We start from the raw sequence: 14,673 nt of genomic DNA, 5'->3' as shown, positions 1-14,673 counted from the left end.
CGGTCGTGTGCCGTCCCGCCGCCAGACCCTGACAGGACTCGCATGACGACTGCTCCCGCGGATGGTCCCATCCGGCGTGCCCGCCCCAAGGATCGCAAACAGCGCATCCTCACGACCGCGGCCGAACTCTTCCGCACCGACGGCTATCACGCAGTGAGCATGAGCGACATCGCCGAGCGGGTCGGCATCGTCCCGAGCGCCCTCTACCGCCACTACCGCAACAAGAACGAACTGTTGGTCGCGGCGTTCGACGAGGCGCTGAGCCGGTACGAGGAGGAGATCGACGGCGTCGCGGATCCGTCCGAGGCAACCCGACGAATCGTCAACGTGACGACCGGGTCGCGGGCCCTCGACTCGCTGTGGAGCCGTGATCAGGGGCATCTCCACCCCGACGAACGTGCCCTGCTGCTGGGTCGGATCCGCGCGGTCGCCTCGGGCTTCGCGGCACTGATCGACGCCGCCGCTGCGCCCGGGTGCGTCCCCGCCGACGTCACGTCGTGGGCGGTGTTCGCCGTCGTCAACTGGCCGGGCCATCGCGAACTGCCGATCCCGGTGGCCGATCAGCCACGCATGCTGACGGAAGCGGCGCGGGCCATCGTCGCGGCGGGACTCGACCCGAATCGGCCGGCCCCGGAGCCGATGTCGGTGGGTCCCGCGCAGATCGACGACTCCGACCGCATGCTTCCCGCCTCTCGCCGCGAGGCCCTGCTGACGACCGCGATCACCATGTTCGCCGTCCGCGGATACCCGAACGTGAGCCTCGACGACATCGGCGATGCCGTCGGAATCGCGGGTCCCAGCGTCTACAACCATTTCAGCAGCAAACGCGACATTCTCGTCTGCGGCATCCGGCGGGCCTTCGACGCCCTGTGGCTCGAGCTCGGCCGCGTCCTCGGCCAGACCACCGATCCGCAGATCGCGCTCGATCAACTACTGGCCGGCTACACACGGTTCGCCTATGCCCACTGGGACCTGATCGCCGTCTGTCTCTCGCACACCGCGCTGCTCGACGGCGACGAACTCGCCTCGCTCACCCGCACCTACCTCGACTACGTGGGGGAGTGGCGTCGTCTCGTGCACATGTGCCGCCCGGAGCTGACCGCCGACGAGGCGCAGACCCTCGTCGACCTCACGCTGGCCGTGGTCAACGGGGTCGTCCGGGTCGAGGCGTTGCGGATGCCCACGCTTCCCGACGACGCGCGGTGGCTGGCCGCGGCGGTGGTGTCGGCGCCGCTTCCGCCGGTCGATTAGCGCGTGCGTCCTCACCCTCTGGTCCTCAGGGCGCTGACATTGCCGCTCAGCGGTTCTCCAGCACCGTCGTCATCTGCTTCGGGACGGTGTCGGCGAGACGGTTGAACGCCAGTTGCGCGACCGGGTCCGCGAGCTTTGCGGCGCCGTCGAACCCGACGTGCGCGTGATAGGTGATGATCGTCGAGTCGCCGTCACCGCGGCCGAAGGTCAGGTCATCGAACGTCGTCGCGGTCTTGTTGGTGCCGGTGAACTTCAGGTGATCGGGCTCGTCCACGGTCAGTTCGTAGACGAGTTCGGTGGAGATGCCGAACAGCTTCGACTCGTTGTGCCAGCGGGTGCCGAGAGCCACCGGATCGGCCCCGATCCTCTCGCACTTCTGTGTACCGGGATCCCAGTCGACCGCGTTCGCGAAGTCACGCAGGTAGGCGACGACCTCGTCGAGCGGGCGTCGAACGGTGAAGGTCCGGGAGACGTCGACCACGTCAGCTCCTCTGTGATGGGGTGAACTGTCTTGGGGGATCGTTGTGTGTGCGATTCGGCGCAGCGCATCGATCGGATGGGTCGGCCGCAGTCCGATGCTGTCGTTAGACTCATCAGCGGTACCGGATATCGGGAATCCAGAGGGGACGACGATGCGTCTGCGCGCGTTGGTCGCCGGTGTGGTGGCCTTTCTGCTGGGGATCGGGACGATGGTGTCCCTCGGTGCGGCGCCGGCCTCCGCGGCGCCGGCGGGCTGTCCGAAGATCTACGTGCTCGCGGTGCCGGGCACGTGGGCCAACGGTGTGAGCCCGGGCATCCTGGGCGACATCACGTCCGGGCTGGGCTCCGAGACCCGCGTCCAGTTCGTCGGCTACGACGCGACCGCCTTCCCCTGGGAGAAGGCCATCTACGGCAAGTCGAAGGCACAGGCCGTCGCCAACACCAAGGGTCTGGCGCTGACGATGCTGCGCAAGTGCCCGGGCACCAAGATCGCCCTCACCGGGTACAGCCAGGGCGCAGACGCCGCCGGTGACGTCGCCTCCGAGATCGGCACCGGTCGCGCCGAGATCCGTCCCGGACAGGTGGCGGGCGTCGTGCTGATCTCCGACCCCCGACGATCCAAGCGCGACAATCTGGTCGGGCCCGCCCTGGGCGGCGAGGGCAGCGGCGGCCCCCGGCTCGACGGCATGGGCTGGGTCCTGCCCCGCGCGTTCACCATCTGCGAGCCGGCCGACCTCTACTGCAACGTCCCGCGCGACTACTTCATCACGCGGATCGTCGGCTATCTCGCGGAGACGAGCGACCCGACCCCGAGCCAGATCGGGCAGTACCAGGCCGAGGCCGGCGCGATCGTCGCCGAGTTGCTGACCCTCGGTGGCCCGGGCCAGATCGTCGAAGAACTCGGCAACAGGCGCGCGCGTGAGCAGATCACCGAGTTCAACCGATTCCTGCAGTCCGGCTCACACGGCAACTACGCCGCGTTCCAGGTACGTCCCGGCGTGACCGCCGTGCAGTGGGCGCACGAGTACCTCGCCGGCCTCGCCTGAGAATCCCCCCGTCGCTTCACGATCCGACATCGTCGATCGTCAAGGGTGAGGGCGAACCACGTGGAGCCGATGTTCGGAAGCGCCGAAACCGGACATTCACGACCAGTCACGTGAATGTAACATTTCGCCGATAGTTTCCCTCTCGTATGCATCTCGCATACGGCATCGGTGTCGGACGTTCGCGTGATCTGTGCTGCGCGCCAAGGGAAGTAGAGACAATAGAATGAACGTGAACGGCTCCATCGTGCGTGATGGGGGTCAGGAGTCGGCGCTCGGTGCGCGCGTCTCATCGCGCCGCCGGCGGCTTCTACGCTGGGGTGTGCCCGTGGCGCTCTCCGTGGTGGCACTCGCGTTGAGCGCGTGCGGCAGTTCGGCGAGCGACGAGGCGGCGAGCACGGCGGAGTCCTGTGTGGACACATCGGGCAACACGATCAAGGTCGGTTCGCTCAACTCGCTGTCCGGCACCATGGCCATCTCCGAAGTCACGGTGCGTGATTCGATCAAGTTGGCGGTCGACCAGATCAACGGCGCCGGCGGTGTGCTGGGCAAGCAGATCCAACTCGTCGGGGAGGACGGCGCCTCCGAGCCGACCGTCTTCGCGGAGAAGGCCGAGAAGCTGATCAGCAGTGATTGTGTCGCAGCAGTTTTCGGCGGATGGACGTCGTCGAGCCGCAAGGCGATGCTGCCGGTGTTCGAGGACAAGAACTCTCTGCTCTACTATCCCGTGCAGTACGAGGGCCTGGAGTCGTCGAAGAACATCTTCTACACGGGTGCGACCACCAATCAGCAGATCGTGCCGGCGCTGGACTACCTCAAGGAGAAGGGCGTCAAGTCCCTCTACCTGGTGGGTAGCGACTACGTCTTCCCGCAGACCGCCAACCGGATCATCAAGGCCTATGCGGCGGCGAACGGCATGGAGATCAAGGGTGAGGACTACACTCCGCTCGGCTCGACCGACTTCTCCACGATCGTGAACAAGGTGCGTACCGCGGACGCCGACGCTGTGTTCAACACGCTCAACGGCGATTCCAACGTCGCGTTCTTCCGCGAGTACAAGAACGTCGGTCTCACCGCCCAGGACATGCCGGTGGTGTCGGTGTCGATCGCCGAGGAAGAGGTCGGCGGCATCGGGGTGCAGAACATCGTCGGTCAGCTCACCGCCTGGGACTACTACCAGACCGTGGACAACCCGGTGAACACCTCGTTCGTGCAGGACTACAAGGATGCCTATGGCGCGAACAAGCCGACGTCGGACCCGATGGAGGCCGCGTATGTCTCGGTCTATCTGTGGAAGAACACTGTCGAGAAGGCTCAGTCCTTCGCCGTTCCGGACATCCAGAAGGCGGCGGGCGGAGTCACATTCGACGCTCCCGAGGGCCTGGTCACGATCGATGGCGAGAACAACCACATCACCAAGACCGCCCGTATCGGTGAGATCCGGCCGGACGGGTTGATCTACACCGTGTGGGATTCGGGACAGCCGATCGAGCCGGATCCCTACCTGAAGGACTACCCCTGGGCCGGCGGCCTCAGCGGCTGACACCGGCACAACCGCCTGCGACAGCCCGGTCCGCCCTCCGACGCCGGAGGGCGGACCGGACGCCGCACCGTCCTTCCTCGCGTGACAAGAATCGAGATCTGACGTGGAAACCCTGATCGGGCAGACGTTCACCGGACTCAGTCTGGGATCGATCCTGCTCCTCGCCGCGCTCGGGCTGTCGCTGACCTTCGGCCAGATGGGCGTCATCAACATGGCGCACGGCTCGTTCATCATGGCCGGCTCGTACACCGCCTACACCGTGCAGGAGTACCTCGTATCGAATGCTGGTATCTCCCTGATCGTCTCGCTGATCATCGGTTTCCTCGTCGGTGGCCTGATGGGTGTGATCCTCGAGGTCACGCTGATCCGGCGGATGTACGACCGCCCGCTCGACACCCTTCTGGTGACGTTCGGTGTCGGCCTGATCCTGCAGCAGGCGGCCCGCGACATCTTCGGTGCACCCGCCGTCCGGGTCGTCGCCCCCGGCTGGCTCGACGGCGGCGTCGACATCCTCGGTGCCGTGGTGCCGAAGACACGCATCTTCATCATGCTGCTGGCGGTGGCCTGTGTCGTCGCGATCGCGGTGACGATGAAGTACACGTCGATGGGCCGCCGGATCCGCGCGGTCGTCCAGCACCGTGATCTGGCCGAGACGAGCGGGATATCCAGTCGCCGAACAGATGTCACGACCTTCTTCATCGGGTCGGGCCTGGCCGGGGTGGCCGGGGTGGCGCTGACGCTGATCGGGTCGACGAGCCCGAACACGGGCATGACGTATCTGATCGATGCCTTCCTCGTCGTCGTGATCGGCGGGCTCGGGCAGATCAAGGGCGCGGTGATCGCCGCCGTAGCGCTCGGCCTGCTGAACTCGTTCATCGAGTACAGCACCACGGCATCGGTCGCCAAGGTCATCGTGTTCGTGCTCATCGTGATCTTCCTGCAGATCCGACCGCAGGGACTGTTCACGGTCCGGTCGAGGAGCCTCGTGTGAGGAATCATCTGACTACCACGTGGAGAACATACGCAGGGTTCGTCATCGCGGCCGTGTTGTTGTTCGCGGTGGCGCCCGCGGTGTTGTCCGATTTCCGACTCAATCTGCTCGGCAAGTTCCTGTGCTTCGGCATCGTGGCCGTCGGCATCGGCCTGGCGTGGGGGCGGGGCGGGATGCTGACCCTCGGGCAGGGGGTGTTCTTCGGGCTCGGCGCGTACATCATGGCGATGCACCTCAAGATCGCCGACGCCGAACTGCGCGGCGACGAAGTACCGGACTTCATGCAGATCGCCGGGATCGGTGAGCTGCCGGCCTATTGGCAGCCGTTCGCCTCGCCGATCGTGGCGTTGCTGGGGATCGTGCTGATCCCGGTCGCCGTCGCGGTCCTGCTCGGCCTGGGTGTCTTCAAGCGGAAGGTCAAGGGTGCGTACTTCGCCATCCTGTCGCAGGCGCTCGCCGCGGCGTTCGCCATCCTGCTCGTGGGCCAGCAGAGCATCGGCGGCAGCAACGGACTGAACCGCTTCCGCAGCTTCTTCGGCCTCGCACTGAACGATCCGGTCAATCGACGCCTGCTCTTCTTCATCGCGGCCGGCACGCTGCTCGTCGTCGTCGCCATCACCCGTCAGCTGATGTACAGCCGGTACGGTGAACTCCTGGTCGCCGTCCGTGATCAGGAGGAGCGCGTGCGATTCCTCGGGTACGACCCGGCAAACGTCAAACTCGTGGCGTATGCGGTGGCGGCGCTGTTCGCGAGTATCGCCGGTGCACTGTTCGTCCCCATTGTCGGGATCATCTCGCCGGCGGACGTCGGTATCGTGCCGTCGATCGCGTTCCTGATCGGTGTCGCCATCGGCGGCCGGACCACTCTGCTCGGCCCGGTCCTCGGCGCGGTCGCGGTGGCCTGGGCGCAGACGAGCCTGTCGGAGAACTTCCCGTCGGGATGGGTGTATGCGCAGGGCATCCTGTTCATCGTCGTCGTCGGCTTCTTCCCGGCCGGGCTCGCCGGTCTCGGTGCGCTGCTCCGGTGGCGGAGGGGCCGGGCGCCGGATGACCCCGACGCCGGCCAGACGACCGACGTCGTCCTCGCGCCGACCTCGACAGGAGTCCGGTCATGACCGCCCTCGAACCGATTGCCGGCGGGAACGCAGGAATGGACAGCGATTACCTCCAGGTACGCGGACTGTCCGTCGAGTTCGACGGCTTCAAGGCCGTGACCGATGTGGATCTCACCCTGTTGCAGGGCGATCTGCGCTTCCTGATCGGACCGAACGGCGCGGGCAAGACCACGATCATCGACGCGATCACGGGACTGGTGCCCGCCACTGGGTCCATCCAGAAGTCCGGGGAGGAGCTGGTCGGCAAGAAGGTGCACCAGATCGCGCGCCTCGGCGTCGGCCGGACGTTCCAGACCGCCAGCGTCTTCGAGGAACTGAGCGTGCTGCAGAACCTCGACATCGCCGCGGGAGCCGGACGATCGATGTGGACGATGCTGCGGCGTCGGCCCAGCGCCGTGCCCGAGCACATCGAGGAGGCGATGGAGACCATCGGTCTCGCTCATCTGCGGGACACACCTGCCGGGGTGCTGGCACACGGTCAGAAGCAGTGGCTGGAGATCGGCATGCTCCTGGTGCAGAACGCCTCGGTGTTGCTGCTCGACGAACCCGTCGCGGGCATGAGCCACGAGGAGCGCGAGGAGACGGGAGACCTCTTGCGGCGGATCGGCGCTCGGCGCACGGTCGTCGTCGTCGAGCATGACATGGACTTCATGCGGTCGTTCGCGACGTCGGTCACCGTCTTGGCCCGCGGGCAGGTGCTGGCCGAGGGGACGGTGGCAGAGGTACAGGCGAATCCGAAGGTGCAGGAGGTCTACCTCGGTACCGCGGCGGGTGGCGAGGAGATCGAGGAGATCGCGCAGACGGAGCCGACCGCCGCCGGCCGGACGGACGTGGCGCGAGATGGGGAGTGAGCAGATGCTGGAACTGTCCGGGATCCGTGCCGGGTACGGCCGCACCGAGGTGATCCACGGAGTCGACCTGGAGGTTCCTGCCGATGGCGTCGCAGCCGTGATGGGCCACAACGGCGCCGGGAAGACGACTCTGCTCCGGGCGGCGGTCGGACTCGTGAAGACGTCGCGGGGCACCATCCGCTTCGACGGTGCCGACATCACCTCGCTGCGGCCGAGTGCCCGCGTCCGTCGCGGGCTCGCGTATGTCCCACAGGGTCAGCAGAGCTTCGGGCACCTCACCACGGCCGAGAACCTGCAGGTCGTCGCCGACGGACGCAAGCGTGGACCGGTGCTGATCGACGAGATGCTCGACCTGTTCCCGGCACTTCGGGATCTCCTGGACCGGCGTGCCGGGCTGCTCTCGGGCGGTCAGCGACAACAGCTCGCGATCGCACGGGCACTGATCACCGAACCGCGCATGCTCATCCTCGACGAACCCACCGAGGGCATCCAGCCGTCGGTGGTCGCCGAGATCGAGAACACCATCACCGAACTGACCGGGCGTGGTGGTCTCGGCGTGCTGCTCGTCGAGCAGCACATCGGCTTCGCGTTGCAGTCCGCACAGCGTTATTACGTCCTCGAGAGCGGACGGATCACCTCCTCCGGGTCGGGCGGACACGAGGCGGAGGCGACGGTCCGGGAGGCGATGACCATCTGATCGCGGCCATGACCATCTGATTACTGCGCGGGTTCGATCACCCGGGTGGAAGCGGCTGTCATTCAACCGATTCACGCCGGGGGTCTGTCGCTACCCGGGGTGTAACGCCGCAGGTGGGAAGATCGATAGATCGGATGGCATGCGAACAGCGCGCGGTCAGGCCGGTCAGCGAAGCGATCAGACCTCAGATCACAGCAGAGATGCAGTGTGATGGAAACCAACCCGGCCCAAGGATCAAAAGACTTGGGCACCGGTCACCGACCGTCTACAGTAAGCCGAAGATCGAGTCCGTCGTAGTAAACCAGGGAAGTGATTGGTCATGAGGTTGGCTAATTCATACTCCGCACCCCGTCGCAGCTCACGGTTGAGCTCGATCACCGGCCGCATCGGCCGATCTCGTGGCGCGCGCATGTTTCCGGCCGAAGCCGAACGCCTCGCCACCCCGGCGGAACTGCGCCGTCTGCAGTCCTGACCGTCGCGTACCAGCGGACGTTCACTCGCTGACCACCCGCGCGGACTGCCCGCCGATCTCCACCACGTCGCCCGGTGACAACTGCCGACCGCGTCTGGTGTCCACCTCTCCGTTGACCGACACCATGCCGTCGGCGATGATGCCTTTGGCCTCGGCGCCGGACTCGATGAGGTTGGCCAGCTTGAGGAATTGACCCAGGCGGATCGAATCATCGCGAATCGGTACGTCATCCATCGCCATCATCTTGCCCAACGTTGCAGTACAAGGCGAGTTCGGACGGCTAACGTTTGCCTATGACGTTGGAAGTCCCGCGCCCCACGCTCCCCCGTGAAGACATCGCCGACGACGACGTCGACCATCCACACCACCCGGAGACGGCCGCCGAGCGACGGTCGAAAGATCTCATCGAGCGCATCCGGACGCCTCGTGGCTTCGGGCGACACGCCCCACGGATCGCAGGAACCGTCGTCGGCGTCATCGCGACGATCTCACTGCTGTCGAGTCTGTTCCCGTTCTTCCGCCACCTCATCCACGTACCGCGCGACTACGTGGACACCTTCGTCATCACGCTGCCCGACACCAGCTTCGCCTGGGCGTTCGTCCTTGCGCTGGTCGCCTTCGCGTTGTCGATGCGTAAGCGCATCGCGTGGTGGATCGCCGTGATCTATCTAGTTCTGTACGCGATCGGGAACGCGCTCTATCTGATCCCGGCGCTCGCCGACGAGCTGTCGGTGACCGACAACGACCGCCTCAACCTGTGGATCGGCCTCGTCATCGACGTGGCGGCACTCGCGTACCTCCTCGCGACGCGTCGGCAGTTCTACACCCGTGTCCGCCGCGGAGCTCTCTGGCGTGCACTCGGAGTTCTCATCGCCGGACTGGTGATCGGCAGCCTCCTCGGTTGGGCGCTCGTGTGGGCGTTCCCCCACACGCTCACCCGTTCCGACCGGCTGCCGTATGCGGTCAACCGCGTCGTCGCGTTCGGATCGGTCGATCCCGAGGCGAGTTTCGACGGCCGTCATGCCTACGCCCCCGTCAACGGACTCCTCGGCCTGTTCGGCGCGCTGGCATTGATCGCCGCCGCCATCGTGCTGTTCCGGTCGGTGCGACTGCGGGCGTTGATCACCGCCGACGACGAGCGCCTGATCCGCGCGCAGATCGCCTGCTTCAATGACGACGACTCACTGGCCTACTTCTCCACCCGCCGCGACAAGGCTGTCGTGTTCTCGCCGGACGGCCGTGCGGCCCTGACCTATCGGGTCGAGGTCGGCGTCGCACTCGCCGGCGGCGACCCCATCGGCGACCCCGAGTCCTGGGGCGACGCGATCGCCGAGTTCCTCACCCTGTGCGAGCGGTACGGCTGGCACCCGGCGGCGATGGGACCGAGCGCACGCGGGGCCGCCGCCTACGACGCCGCCGGATTCGGCTCGCTGAACATCGGCGACGAGGCGATCATCCACACCCGCGGATACAGCATCAACGGGCCGGCGATGAAGGGTGTCCGGCAGGCCGTGACCCGCACCAAGCGTGCCGGGATCACCGTGCGCATCCGCCGGCACAGCGAGTTGTCGGACGAGGGCATCGCCGAGATGGTGGCCCGCGCCGACGCCTGGCGCGACACCGACGAGGAGCGTGGATTCGCGATGGCGCTCGGACGCCTCGGTGACCCGTACGACGGCGACTGCCTGCTCGTCGAGGCCGTCGAGAACGAGGGCGCCGCCGACGAAAAGGTCGTCGGCATGCTGTCGTTCGTCCCATGGGGACGCACCGGCGTGTCCCTCGACGTCATGCGCCGAGACCGCGGGTCGGTCAACGGCATCGTCGAGACGATGGTCACCGAACTGGCCAAGGAGTCCGAGCAGTACGGGATCACCGAGGTGTCGCTCAACTTCGCGACGTTCCGGGCGTTCTTCGAGCACGGCGCCGACATCGGTGCGGGCCCCGCGATGCGGGCGACCTACTCGGTGCTGATGTTCGGCTCCCGCTTCTTCCAGATGGAGTCGCTCTACAAGTCCAACGCCAAGTACCGGCCCGACTGGCAGCCGAGGTATCTGTGCTTCGAGGACAACGCCGTGATGCCGCGGGTCGGCCTTGCCGCCATCGTCACCGAGGGCTTCGTCCGGTTGCCGCGTTTCGGCCGCGCCCGCCACTACACCGAGGGGCAGTCCGCGATCCCGGCCGGCGTCGACGTCGATGCCCTCGTCGCCGAGTTCGAGGTGGAGGCCGATCAGACGGCCGTCGAGGTCCATCGGCCCGAGCAGGTCCGCGTCCGCCTGGCGAAGATGGAACGACTGATCGCCGACGGCATCGACCCGTACCCACCCGCGGATCCGCCCACCCACACGATCGCCGAGGCGGCCGCGGCGCCGGCCGGCACGACCGTGCGGGTTGCCGGACGCGTCACGCGCCTGCGTGACTTCGGCAAGGTGGTGTTCGCGCAGATGCACGACTGGTCGGGGGAGATCCAAGTGCTCGTCGAGGCGTCGCGACTGGACGCGGCCGCCCCGGATTTCGCGGGGGACGTCGACCTCGGCGACCTGGTCGAGATCACCGGCGAGATGGGGACCAGCCGCAAGGGTGAGTTGTCCGTGCTGGCAACGACGTGGCGGATGCTCGGAAAGTGCTTGCGCCCGTTGCCCGACAAGTGGAGCGGGCTCACCGACCCGGAGGCACGGGTGCGTCAACGCTACGTCGACCTGGCGATCAACACACAGACGCGCGACCTGCTGGCCACGCGCAGCCTGGTGGTGAAGTCGTTGCGCGACTTCCTCTCCGCCCGCGGCTACCTCGAGGTCGAGACGCCGATCCTGCAGCAGATCCACGGGGGTGCCAACGCCACCCCGTTCCAGACCCACATCAACGCCTACGACCTCGACCTGTATCTGCGGATCGCGCCCGAGCTCTACCTCAAGCGGCTGTGTGTCGGCGGGGTGGAGAAGGTCTTCGAGATCGGCCGCAACTTCCGCAACGAGGGCGTCGACTTCAGCCACAACCCGGAGTTCACCAGCCTGGAAGCCTATGAGGCGCACAGCGATTACCTCACGATGCTCGACCTGACACGGGAGATGATCCAACACGCCGCGACCGTCGCGTACGGTGAACCGATCATCATCCGCACCGACGACGAGGGCAACTCCGAACGCATCGACATCTCCGGGCCGTGGCCGGTGAAGACCGTGCACGAGGTGGTGTCCGAAGGCGCCGGCGAGGAGGTCACGCCCGAGACGCCGGTGGAGACGTTGCGCGCGATCTGCGATCGGCTCGACATCGCCTACCGGCACGACTGGGATGCCGGACAGGTCATCCTCGAACTCTACGAACACCTCGGCGAGGACCGGACCACCTTCCCGACCTTCTACACCAACTTCCCGACGTCGACGTCGCCGCTGACCCGGGCGCACCGCACCATTCCCGGCGTCGCCGAGCGATGGGATCTGGTCGCCTGGGGTGTCGAGCTCGGCACCGCCTACACCGAGCTCACCGACCCGGTCGAGCAACGCAAGCGACTGACCGCGCAGTCGGTGCTGGCGGCCGGCGGCGATCCGGAGGCGATGGAGCTCGACGAGGATTTCCTGCAGGCACTCGAGTACGCGATGCCGCCGACCGGAGGTCTGGGGGTCGGTGTCGACCGTGTCGTCATGCTGATCACCGGGCAGTCGATCCGCGAATCCCTGGCGTTCCCGCTGGCGAAGCCGCAGGAGGGGTGAGGGCCTTCGTGCCGGTTCGGGTCAGCCGCACAGATGCATCGTGACCGAGGAGTCGTGGGTCGGGACGACGCGGATGTGATGCCGCGCGAGATGAAGCCGGTGCAAGGTCGCGAAGGCGGCGTCTCGGTCGTCGTCGACGAACTCGCCCGGGAAGGCCGGTTTCTGCCGGAGCCGATCGACCTGCTCGTGGTGCCACGCGGCATCGCCGGCGAGCAGTACCCATCCACGTGCGGTTCTCGCGAGGACACCGACGCTCCCGGGTGTGTGTCCGGCGAGGTCGACGAGCACGACCGACCCGTCGTCGAAGAGGTCATGACTTGCGGTGAACGTGGAGACGGGCGGGCCGTCGAGGCAGTAGGTCCGGACGGGTCTGCCGTCGGTCAGCGTCGGCCGGACACCACCGGCGGGAGGTCGTACGCCGTCCAGAATCCACGCGTGCTCGGTGTCCCGGAGGAGGACCGGCACACCGGGAAGGTCGAGGAGTCCGCACAGGTGGTCCCAGTGGGCGTGGGTCGGCAGCGCGAACTCGGGCCGCCGGATCGATGGCCGTGCGATGAGCCCGTCGACGGTGCTGACCGTCGTCCTGGGTGGGGTCACCACCGTCCGCGTCAGGAACGGCAGTTCCGGGAGGACACGGTCGCGTGCCTGCCGGCAGAAGCCGGGGTCCACCAGAAAGGTCGCCGCGGGATGCTCGACGACGAACGACGTCAGCGCCGAGCCCAGTCGCCGGACGGGAGCCGCGCCCTCGACGACTCCCATCGCCGGTACTCGCCGAGTGACCTGAGGCAATGCTCTGATCGTGACGGTCCGCTCGCCCGGCGGAAGCCCGGCATCGGTGATCGACTGCATCAATCTCTCATCCGGCGGCCTCGGGCGCACGGTTCCGAGCACCATGTGGCCGACGGCGGTCAGCACCTCGCCGAGCCGGGGATCGCGCTCTCGGGGCAGGGACACCTCGGCGGCTCCTTCGACATCCGTCTCGGATCTGTGCGACGCGAGCTCGACACTACCGCGTCGCGCACCGTGATCGCGGCGTCGGCGACGGACGCGGCGTGCGGATCGTGCGTGCGGACGACGTGTGGACTGCGCATCAGGTGGCGGATGCGATCCATCGACCGACAGCCGCGGTCTGCGGTGCCGTCATCGTGAGCCACCGACGTCCCGGGCGCCTCGTCGACGTCGACGGCATCACGCTGCACGTTCTCGACGAGGGCGACGGCCCACCCCTGCTGATGCTGGCGGCGTTGGGCAGCAACTGGTTCGACCTCGATCCGCTGACCGATCGGCTCCGCGCGTCGTGGCGGATCATCCGCTATGGCCGTCCCGGTTACGGACTGTCGGAACCGATTGCGCCGCTGAATCATCCGACACTCGACGGCGAGGTCGAGTGGATGCGTGGGGTACAGGACGCGGTCGGACCGGCGGGCCGGTCACGGTCGTCGCGCACTCGATGGCCTCGCTCTACGCCGAGGCGTTCGCCCGGTGCTGCCCGGAACGGACCGCGGGTCTGGTGATGATCGACGGCTCGTTGGTGATGGTGCCCTGGCGGGTGCTGCCGACACGCGCCCGGACCATGGTCCGCGCGACGCTCATCGAGCACGCGACCTTCCCCACGCTCAACGCGGATCTGCGAGCCCTTCGACGCCGACGACCGATCCCTTCCGTGCCGCGGGTGGTCGTCGGCGCGGTGCACGGAATACGGCCGTGGCGGCGGTACTGGGCGTGGAAGCAGTCGCGGTACGCGCAGATGCTCGACGCATCGCTGCTACTCGTCGTCGGGCATCACTTCCTGGTCCTCGACCGGCCCGACGAGGTGGCCGCGGCGATCGACGCGATCCGACCCGGGCCGGGCGATGGCGGACAATAGCTGTACCCGCCGGTAACATTTACTGGCCGCTCGGCATAAACTCGTCGTCATGACCGAGTTGACCTTCACACCGACCGCAGATCTGGTCGACGAGATCGGCGACCTCGTCCGCAGCTGCGACACCCAGTTCACCCAGTACGGCGGCCATCGCGAGTTCGTCGGGCGCGTGACCACGGTCAAGTGCTTCCAGGACAACGCACTGCTCAAGTCGATCCTGTCCGAGCCCAACCCGGGCGGGGTGCTCGTGATCGACGGCGCGGAGTCGGTGCACACCGCACTCGTCGGTGACATCATCGCCGAACTCGGCCGCTCGAACGGCTGGGTCGGGATCATCGTCAACGGCGCGATCCGCGACGCCGCGACGATCGGCGGGATGGACATCGGCGTGAAGGCCCTGGGTACGAATCCGCGCAAGTCCACCAAGACCGGCGTCGGCGACCGCGACATCCCGCTGACCATCGGCGGGGAGACTTTCAACCCGGGCGACATCGTCTACTCCGACGACGACGGCATCGTGCTCGTCGACGGGCCAGACGACGCGGGCGGGTCCGCAGATGCGTCCGTTTCTGTTGATGCTTCGGAGACCCGTGGCAGCACGGCGGCCACCGACACCCCCGAACCCGCCGACTCCGCAGAATCCACCACCGAGAGCTGAG

The 14,673-nt window shown here is 67.1% G+C and carries 14 protein-coding genes; 11 read left to right on the top strand and 3 right to left on the bottom strand.

The genetic code is table 11. From position 1 onward, the window contains the following. Window positions 1–42: 42 nt before the first annotated feature. On the top strand, window positions 43–1,251 hold the full coding sequence (locus tag QSJ19_RS18020) for a TetR/AcrR family transcriptional regulator (protein ID WP_286322344.1): 1,209 nt from the start codon (window positions 43–45) through the stop codon (window positions 1,249–1,251). A 46-nt stretch (window positions 1,252–1,297) separates the two neighbouring features. On the opposite strand, the gene QSJ19_RS18015 is transcribed toward QSJ19_RS18020, so the two are convergent. Then, a complete protein-coding gene (locus QSJ19_RS18015) occupies window positions 1,298–1,732 on the bottom strand; it encodes an SRPBCC family protein (protein WP_286322343.1) in 435 nt (144 codons plus the stop codon). Window positions 1,733–1,940: 208 nt separating this feature from the next. Between QSJ19_RS18015 and QSJ19_RS18010 the strand changes: the two genes are divergently transcribed. The 6 genes from QSJ19_RS18010 (at window position 1,941) to urtE (ending at window position 7,971) form a co-directional block, all read left to right on the top strand. Beyond that, on the top strand, window positions 1,941–2,777 hold the full coding sequence (locus tag QSJ19_RS18010) for a cutinase family protein (protein WP_286322367.1): 837 nt from the start codon (window positions 1,941–1,943) through the stop codon (window positions 2,775–2,777). A gap of 223 nt (window positions 2,778–3,000) precedes the next feature. Further along, window positions 3,001–4,317, top strand: a complete 1,317-nt coding sequence (gene urtA, locus QSJ19_RS18005; RefSeq protein ID WP_286322342.1) for an urea ABC transporter substrate-binding protein — start codon at window positions 3,001–3,003, stop codon at window positions 4,315–4,317. 103 nt (window positions 4,318–4,420) lie between these two features. After that, the gene (gene urtB / locus QSJ19_RS18000) at window positions 4,421–5,308 is read left to right on the top strand and encodes an urea ABC transporter permease subunit UrtB (RefSeq protein ID WP_286322341.1); all 888 of its coding nucleotides are present in this window, start codon (window positions 4,421–4,423) and stop codon (window positions 5,306–5,308) included. After that, the gene (urtC, locus tag QSJ19_RS17995) at window positions 5,305–6,423 is read left to right on the top strand and encodes an urea ABC transporter permease subunit UrtC (RefSeq protein ID WP_286322340.1); all 1,119 of its coding nucleotides are present in this window, start codon (window positions 5,305–5,307) and stop codon (window positions 6,421–6,423) included. Before urtB ends, urtC begins: the two co-directional genes overlap by 4 nt. Next, window positions 6,420–7,274: an urea ABC transporter ATP-binding protein UrtD gene (urtD, locus tag QSJ19_RS17990; RefSeq protein ID WP_286322339.1), complete on the top strand. Its 855-nt coding sequence runs from the start codon at window positions 6,420–6,422 to the stop codon at window positions 7,272–7,274. Before urtC ends, urtD begins: the two co-directional genes overlap by 4 nt. 4 nt (window positions 7,275–7,278) lie before the next feature. After that, entirely contained in the window at window positions 7,279–7,971 is a 693-nt protein-coding gene (gene urtE / locus QSJ19_RS17985) for an urea ABC transporter ATP-binding subunit UrtE (protein ID WP_286322366.1), read from the top strand. Between the two features lie 493 nt (window positions 7,972–8,464). On the opposite strand, the gene QSJ19_RS17980 is transcribed toward urtE, so the two are convergent. Beyond that, window positions 8,465–8,683: an RNA-binding S4 domain-containing protein gene (locus tag QSJ19_RS17980; RefSeq protein ID WP_286322365.1), complete on the bottom strand. Its 219-nt coding sequence runs from the start codon at window positions 8,681–8,683 to the stop codon at window positions 8,465–8,467. Window positions 8,684–8,736: 53 nt separating this feature from the next. Between QSJ19_RS17980 and lysX the strand changes: the two genes are divergently transcribed. Next, window positions 8,737–12,150: a bifunctional lysylphosphatidylglycerol synthetase/lysine--tRNA ligase LysX gene (gene lysX, locus QSJ19_RS17975; protein WP_286322338.1), complete on the top strand. Its 3,414-nt coding sequence runs from the start codon at window positions 8,737–8,739 to the stop codon at window positions 12,148–12,150. Window positions 12,151–12,171: 21 nt separating this feature from the next. On the opposite strand, the gene QSJ19_RS17970 is transcribed toward lysX, so the two are convergent. Continuing rightward, window positions 12,172–13,104 (bottom strand): MBL fold metallo-hydrolase, encoded by a 933-nt coding sequence (locus tag QSJ19_RS17970; RefSeq protein WP_286322337.1) that lies wholly within the window; start codon window positions 13,102–13,104, stop codon window positions 12,172–12,174. A 191-nt stretch (window positions 13,105–13,295) separates the two neighbouring features. Between QSJ19_RS17970 and QSJ19_RS26830 the strand changes: the two genes are divergently transcribed. Genes QSJ19_RS26830 through rraA form a run of 3 tightly spaced genes read left to right on the top strand, consistent with a single transcriptional unit; the run spans window position 13,296 to window position 14,672 of the window. Further along, entirely contained in the window at window positions 13,296–13,664 is a 369-nt protein-coding gene (locus tag QSJ19_RS26830) for an alpha/beta fold hydrolase (protein WP_353507156.1), read from the top strand. Continuing rightward, window positions 13,661–14,017, top strand: coding sequence for a hypothetical protein (locus tag QSJ19_RS26825; protein ID WP_353507155.1), 357 nt, complete (start codon window positions 13,661–13,663; stop codon window positions 14,015–14,017). The genes QSJ19_RS26830 and QSJ19_RS26825 overlap by 4 nt, the downstream gene beginning before the upstream one ends. A gap of 49 nt (window positions 14,018–14,066) precedes the next feature. Beyond that, complete coding sequence (gene rraA / locus QSJ19_RS17960; protein ID WP_286322335.1) at window positions 14,067–14,672, top strand: ribonuclease E activity regulator RraA; 606 nt, start codon at window positions 14,067–14,069, stop codon at window positions 14,670–14,672. The last annotated feature ends 1 nt before the right edge of the window (window position 14,673 follow it).

This window comes from Gordonia sp. ABSL11-1 (genome assembly GCF_030315685.1).
GTDB lineage: Bacteria > Actinomycetota > Actinomycetes > Mycobacteriales > Mycobacteriaceae > Gordonia.
Note: the sequence above shows the minus strand (reverse complement) of the source record. Positions and strands in the feature narration are given on the sequence as shown.

Excerpts from the sequence above, each read along its gene's own strand:
- QSJ19_RS18020 (WP_286322344.1), top strand. The coding sequence starts at position 43 with ATGACGACTGCTCCCGCGGATGGTCCCATCCGGCGTGCCCGCCCCAAG.
- QSJ19_RS18010 (WP_286322367.1), top strand. The coding sequence starts at position 1,941 with ATGGTGTCCCTCGGTGCGGCGCCGGCCTCCGCGGCGCCGGCGGGCTGT.
- urtA (WP_286322342.1), top strand. The coding sequence starts at position 3,001 with ATGAACGTGAACGGCTCCATCGTGCGTGATGGGGGTCAGGAGTCGGCG.
- urtD (WP_286322339.1), top strand. The coding sequence starts at position 6,420 with ATGACCGCCCTCGAACCGATTGCCGGCGGGAACGCAGGAATGGACAGC.
- urtE (WP_286322366.1), top strand. The coding sequence starts at position 7,279 with ATGCTGGAACTGTCCGGGATCCGTGCCGGGTACGGCCGCACCGAGGTG.
- QSJ19_RS17980 (WP_286322365.1), bottom strand. The coding sequence starts at position 8,683 with ATGGCGATGGATGACGTACCGATTCGCGATGATTCGATCCGCCTGGGT.
- lysX (WP_286322338.1), top strand. The coding sequence starts at position 8,737 with ATGACGTTGGAAGTCCCGCGCCCCACGCTCCCCCGTGAAGACATCGCC.
- rraA (WP_286322335.1), top strand. The coding sequence starts at position 14,067 with ATGACCGAGTTGACCTTCACACCGACCGCAGATCTGGTCGACGAGATC.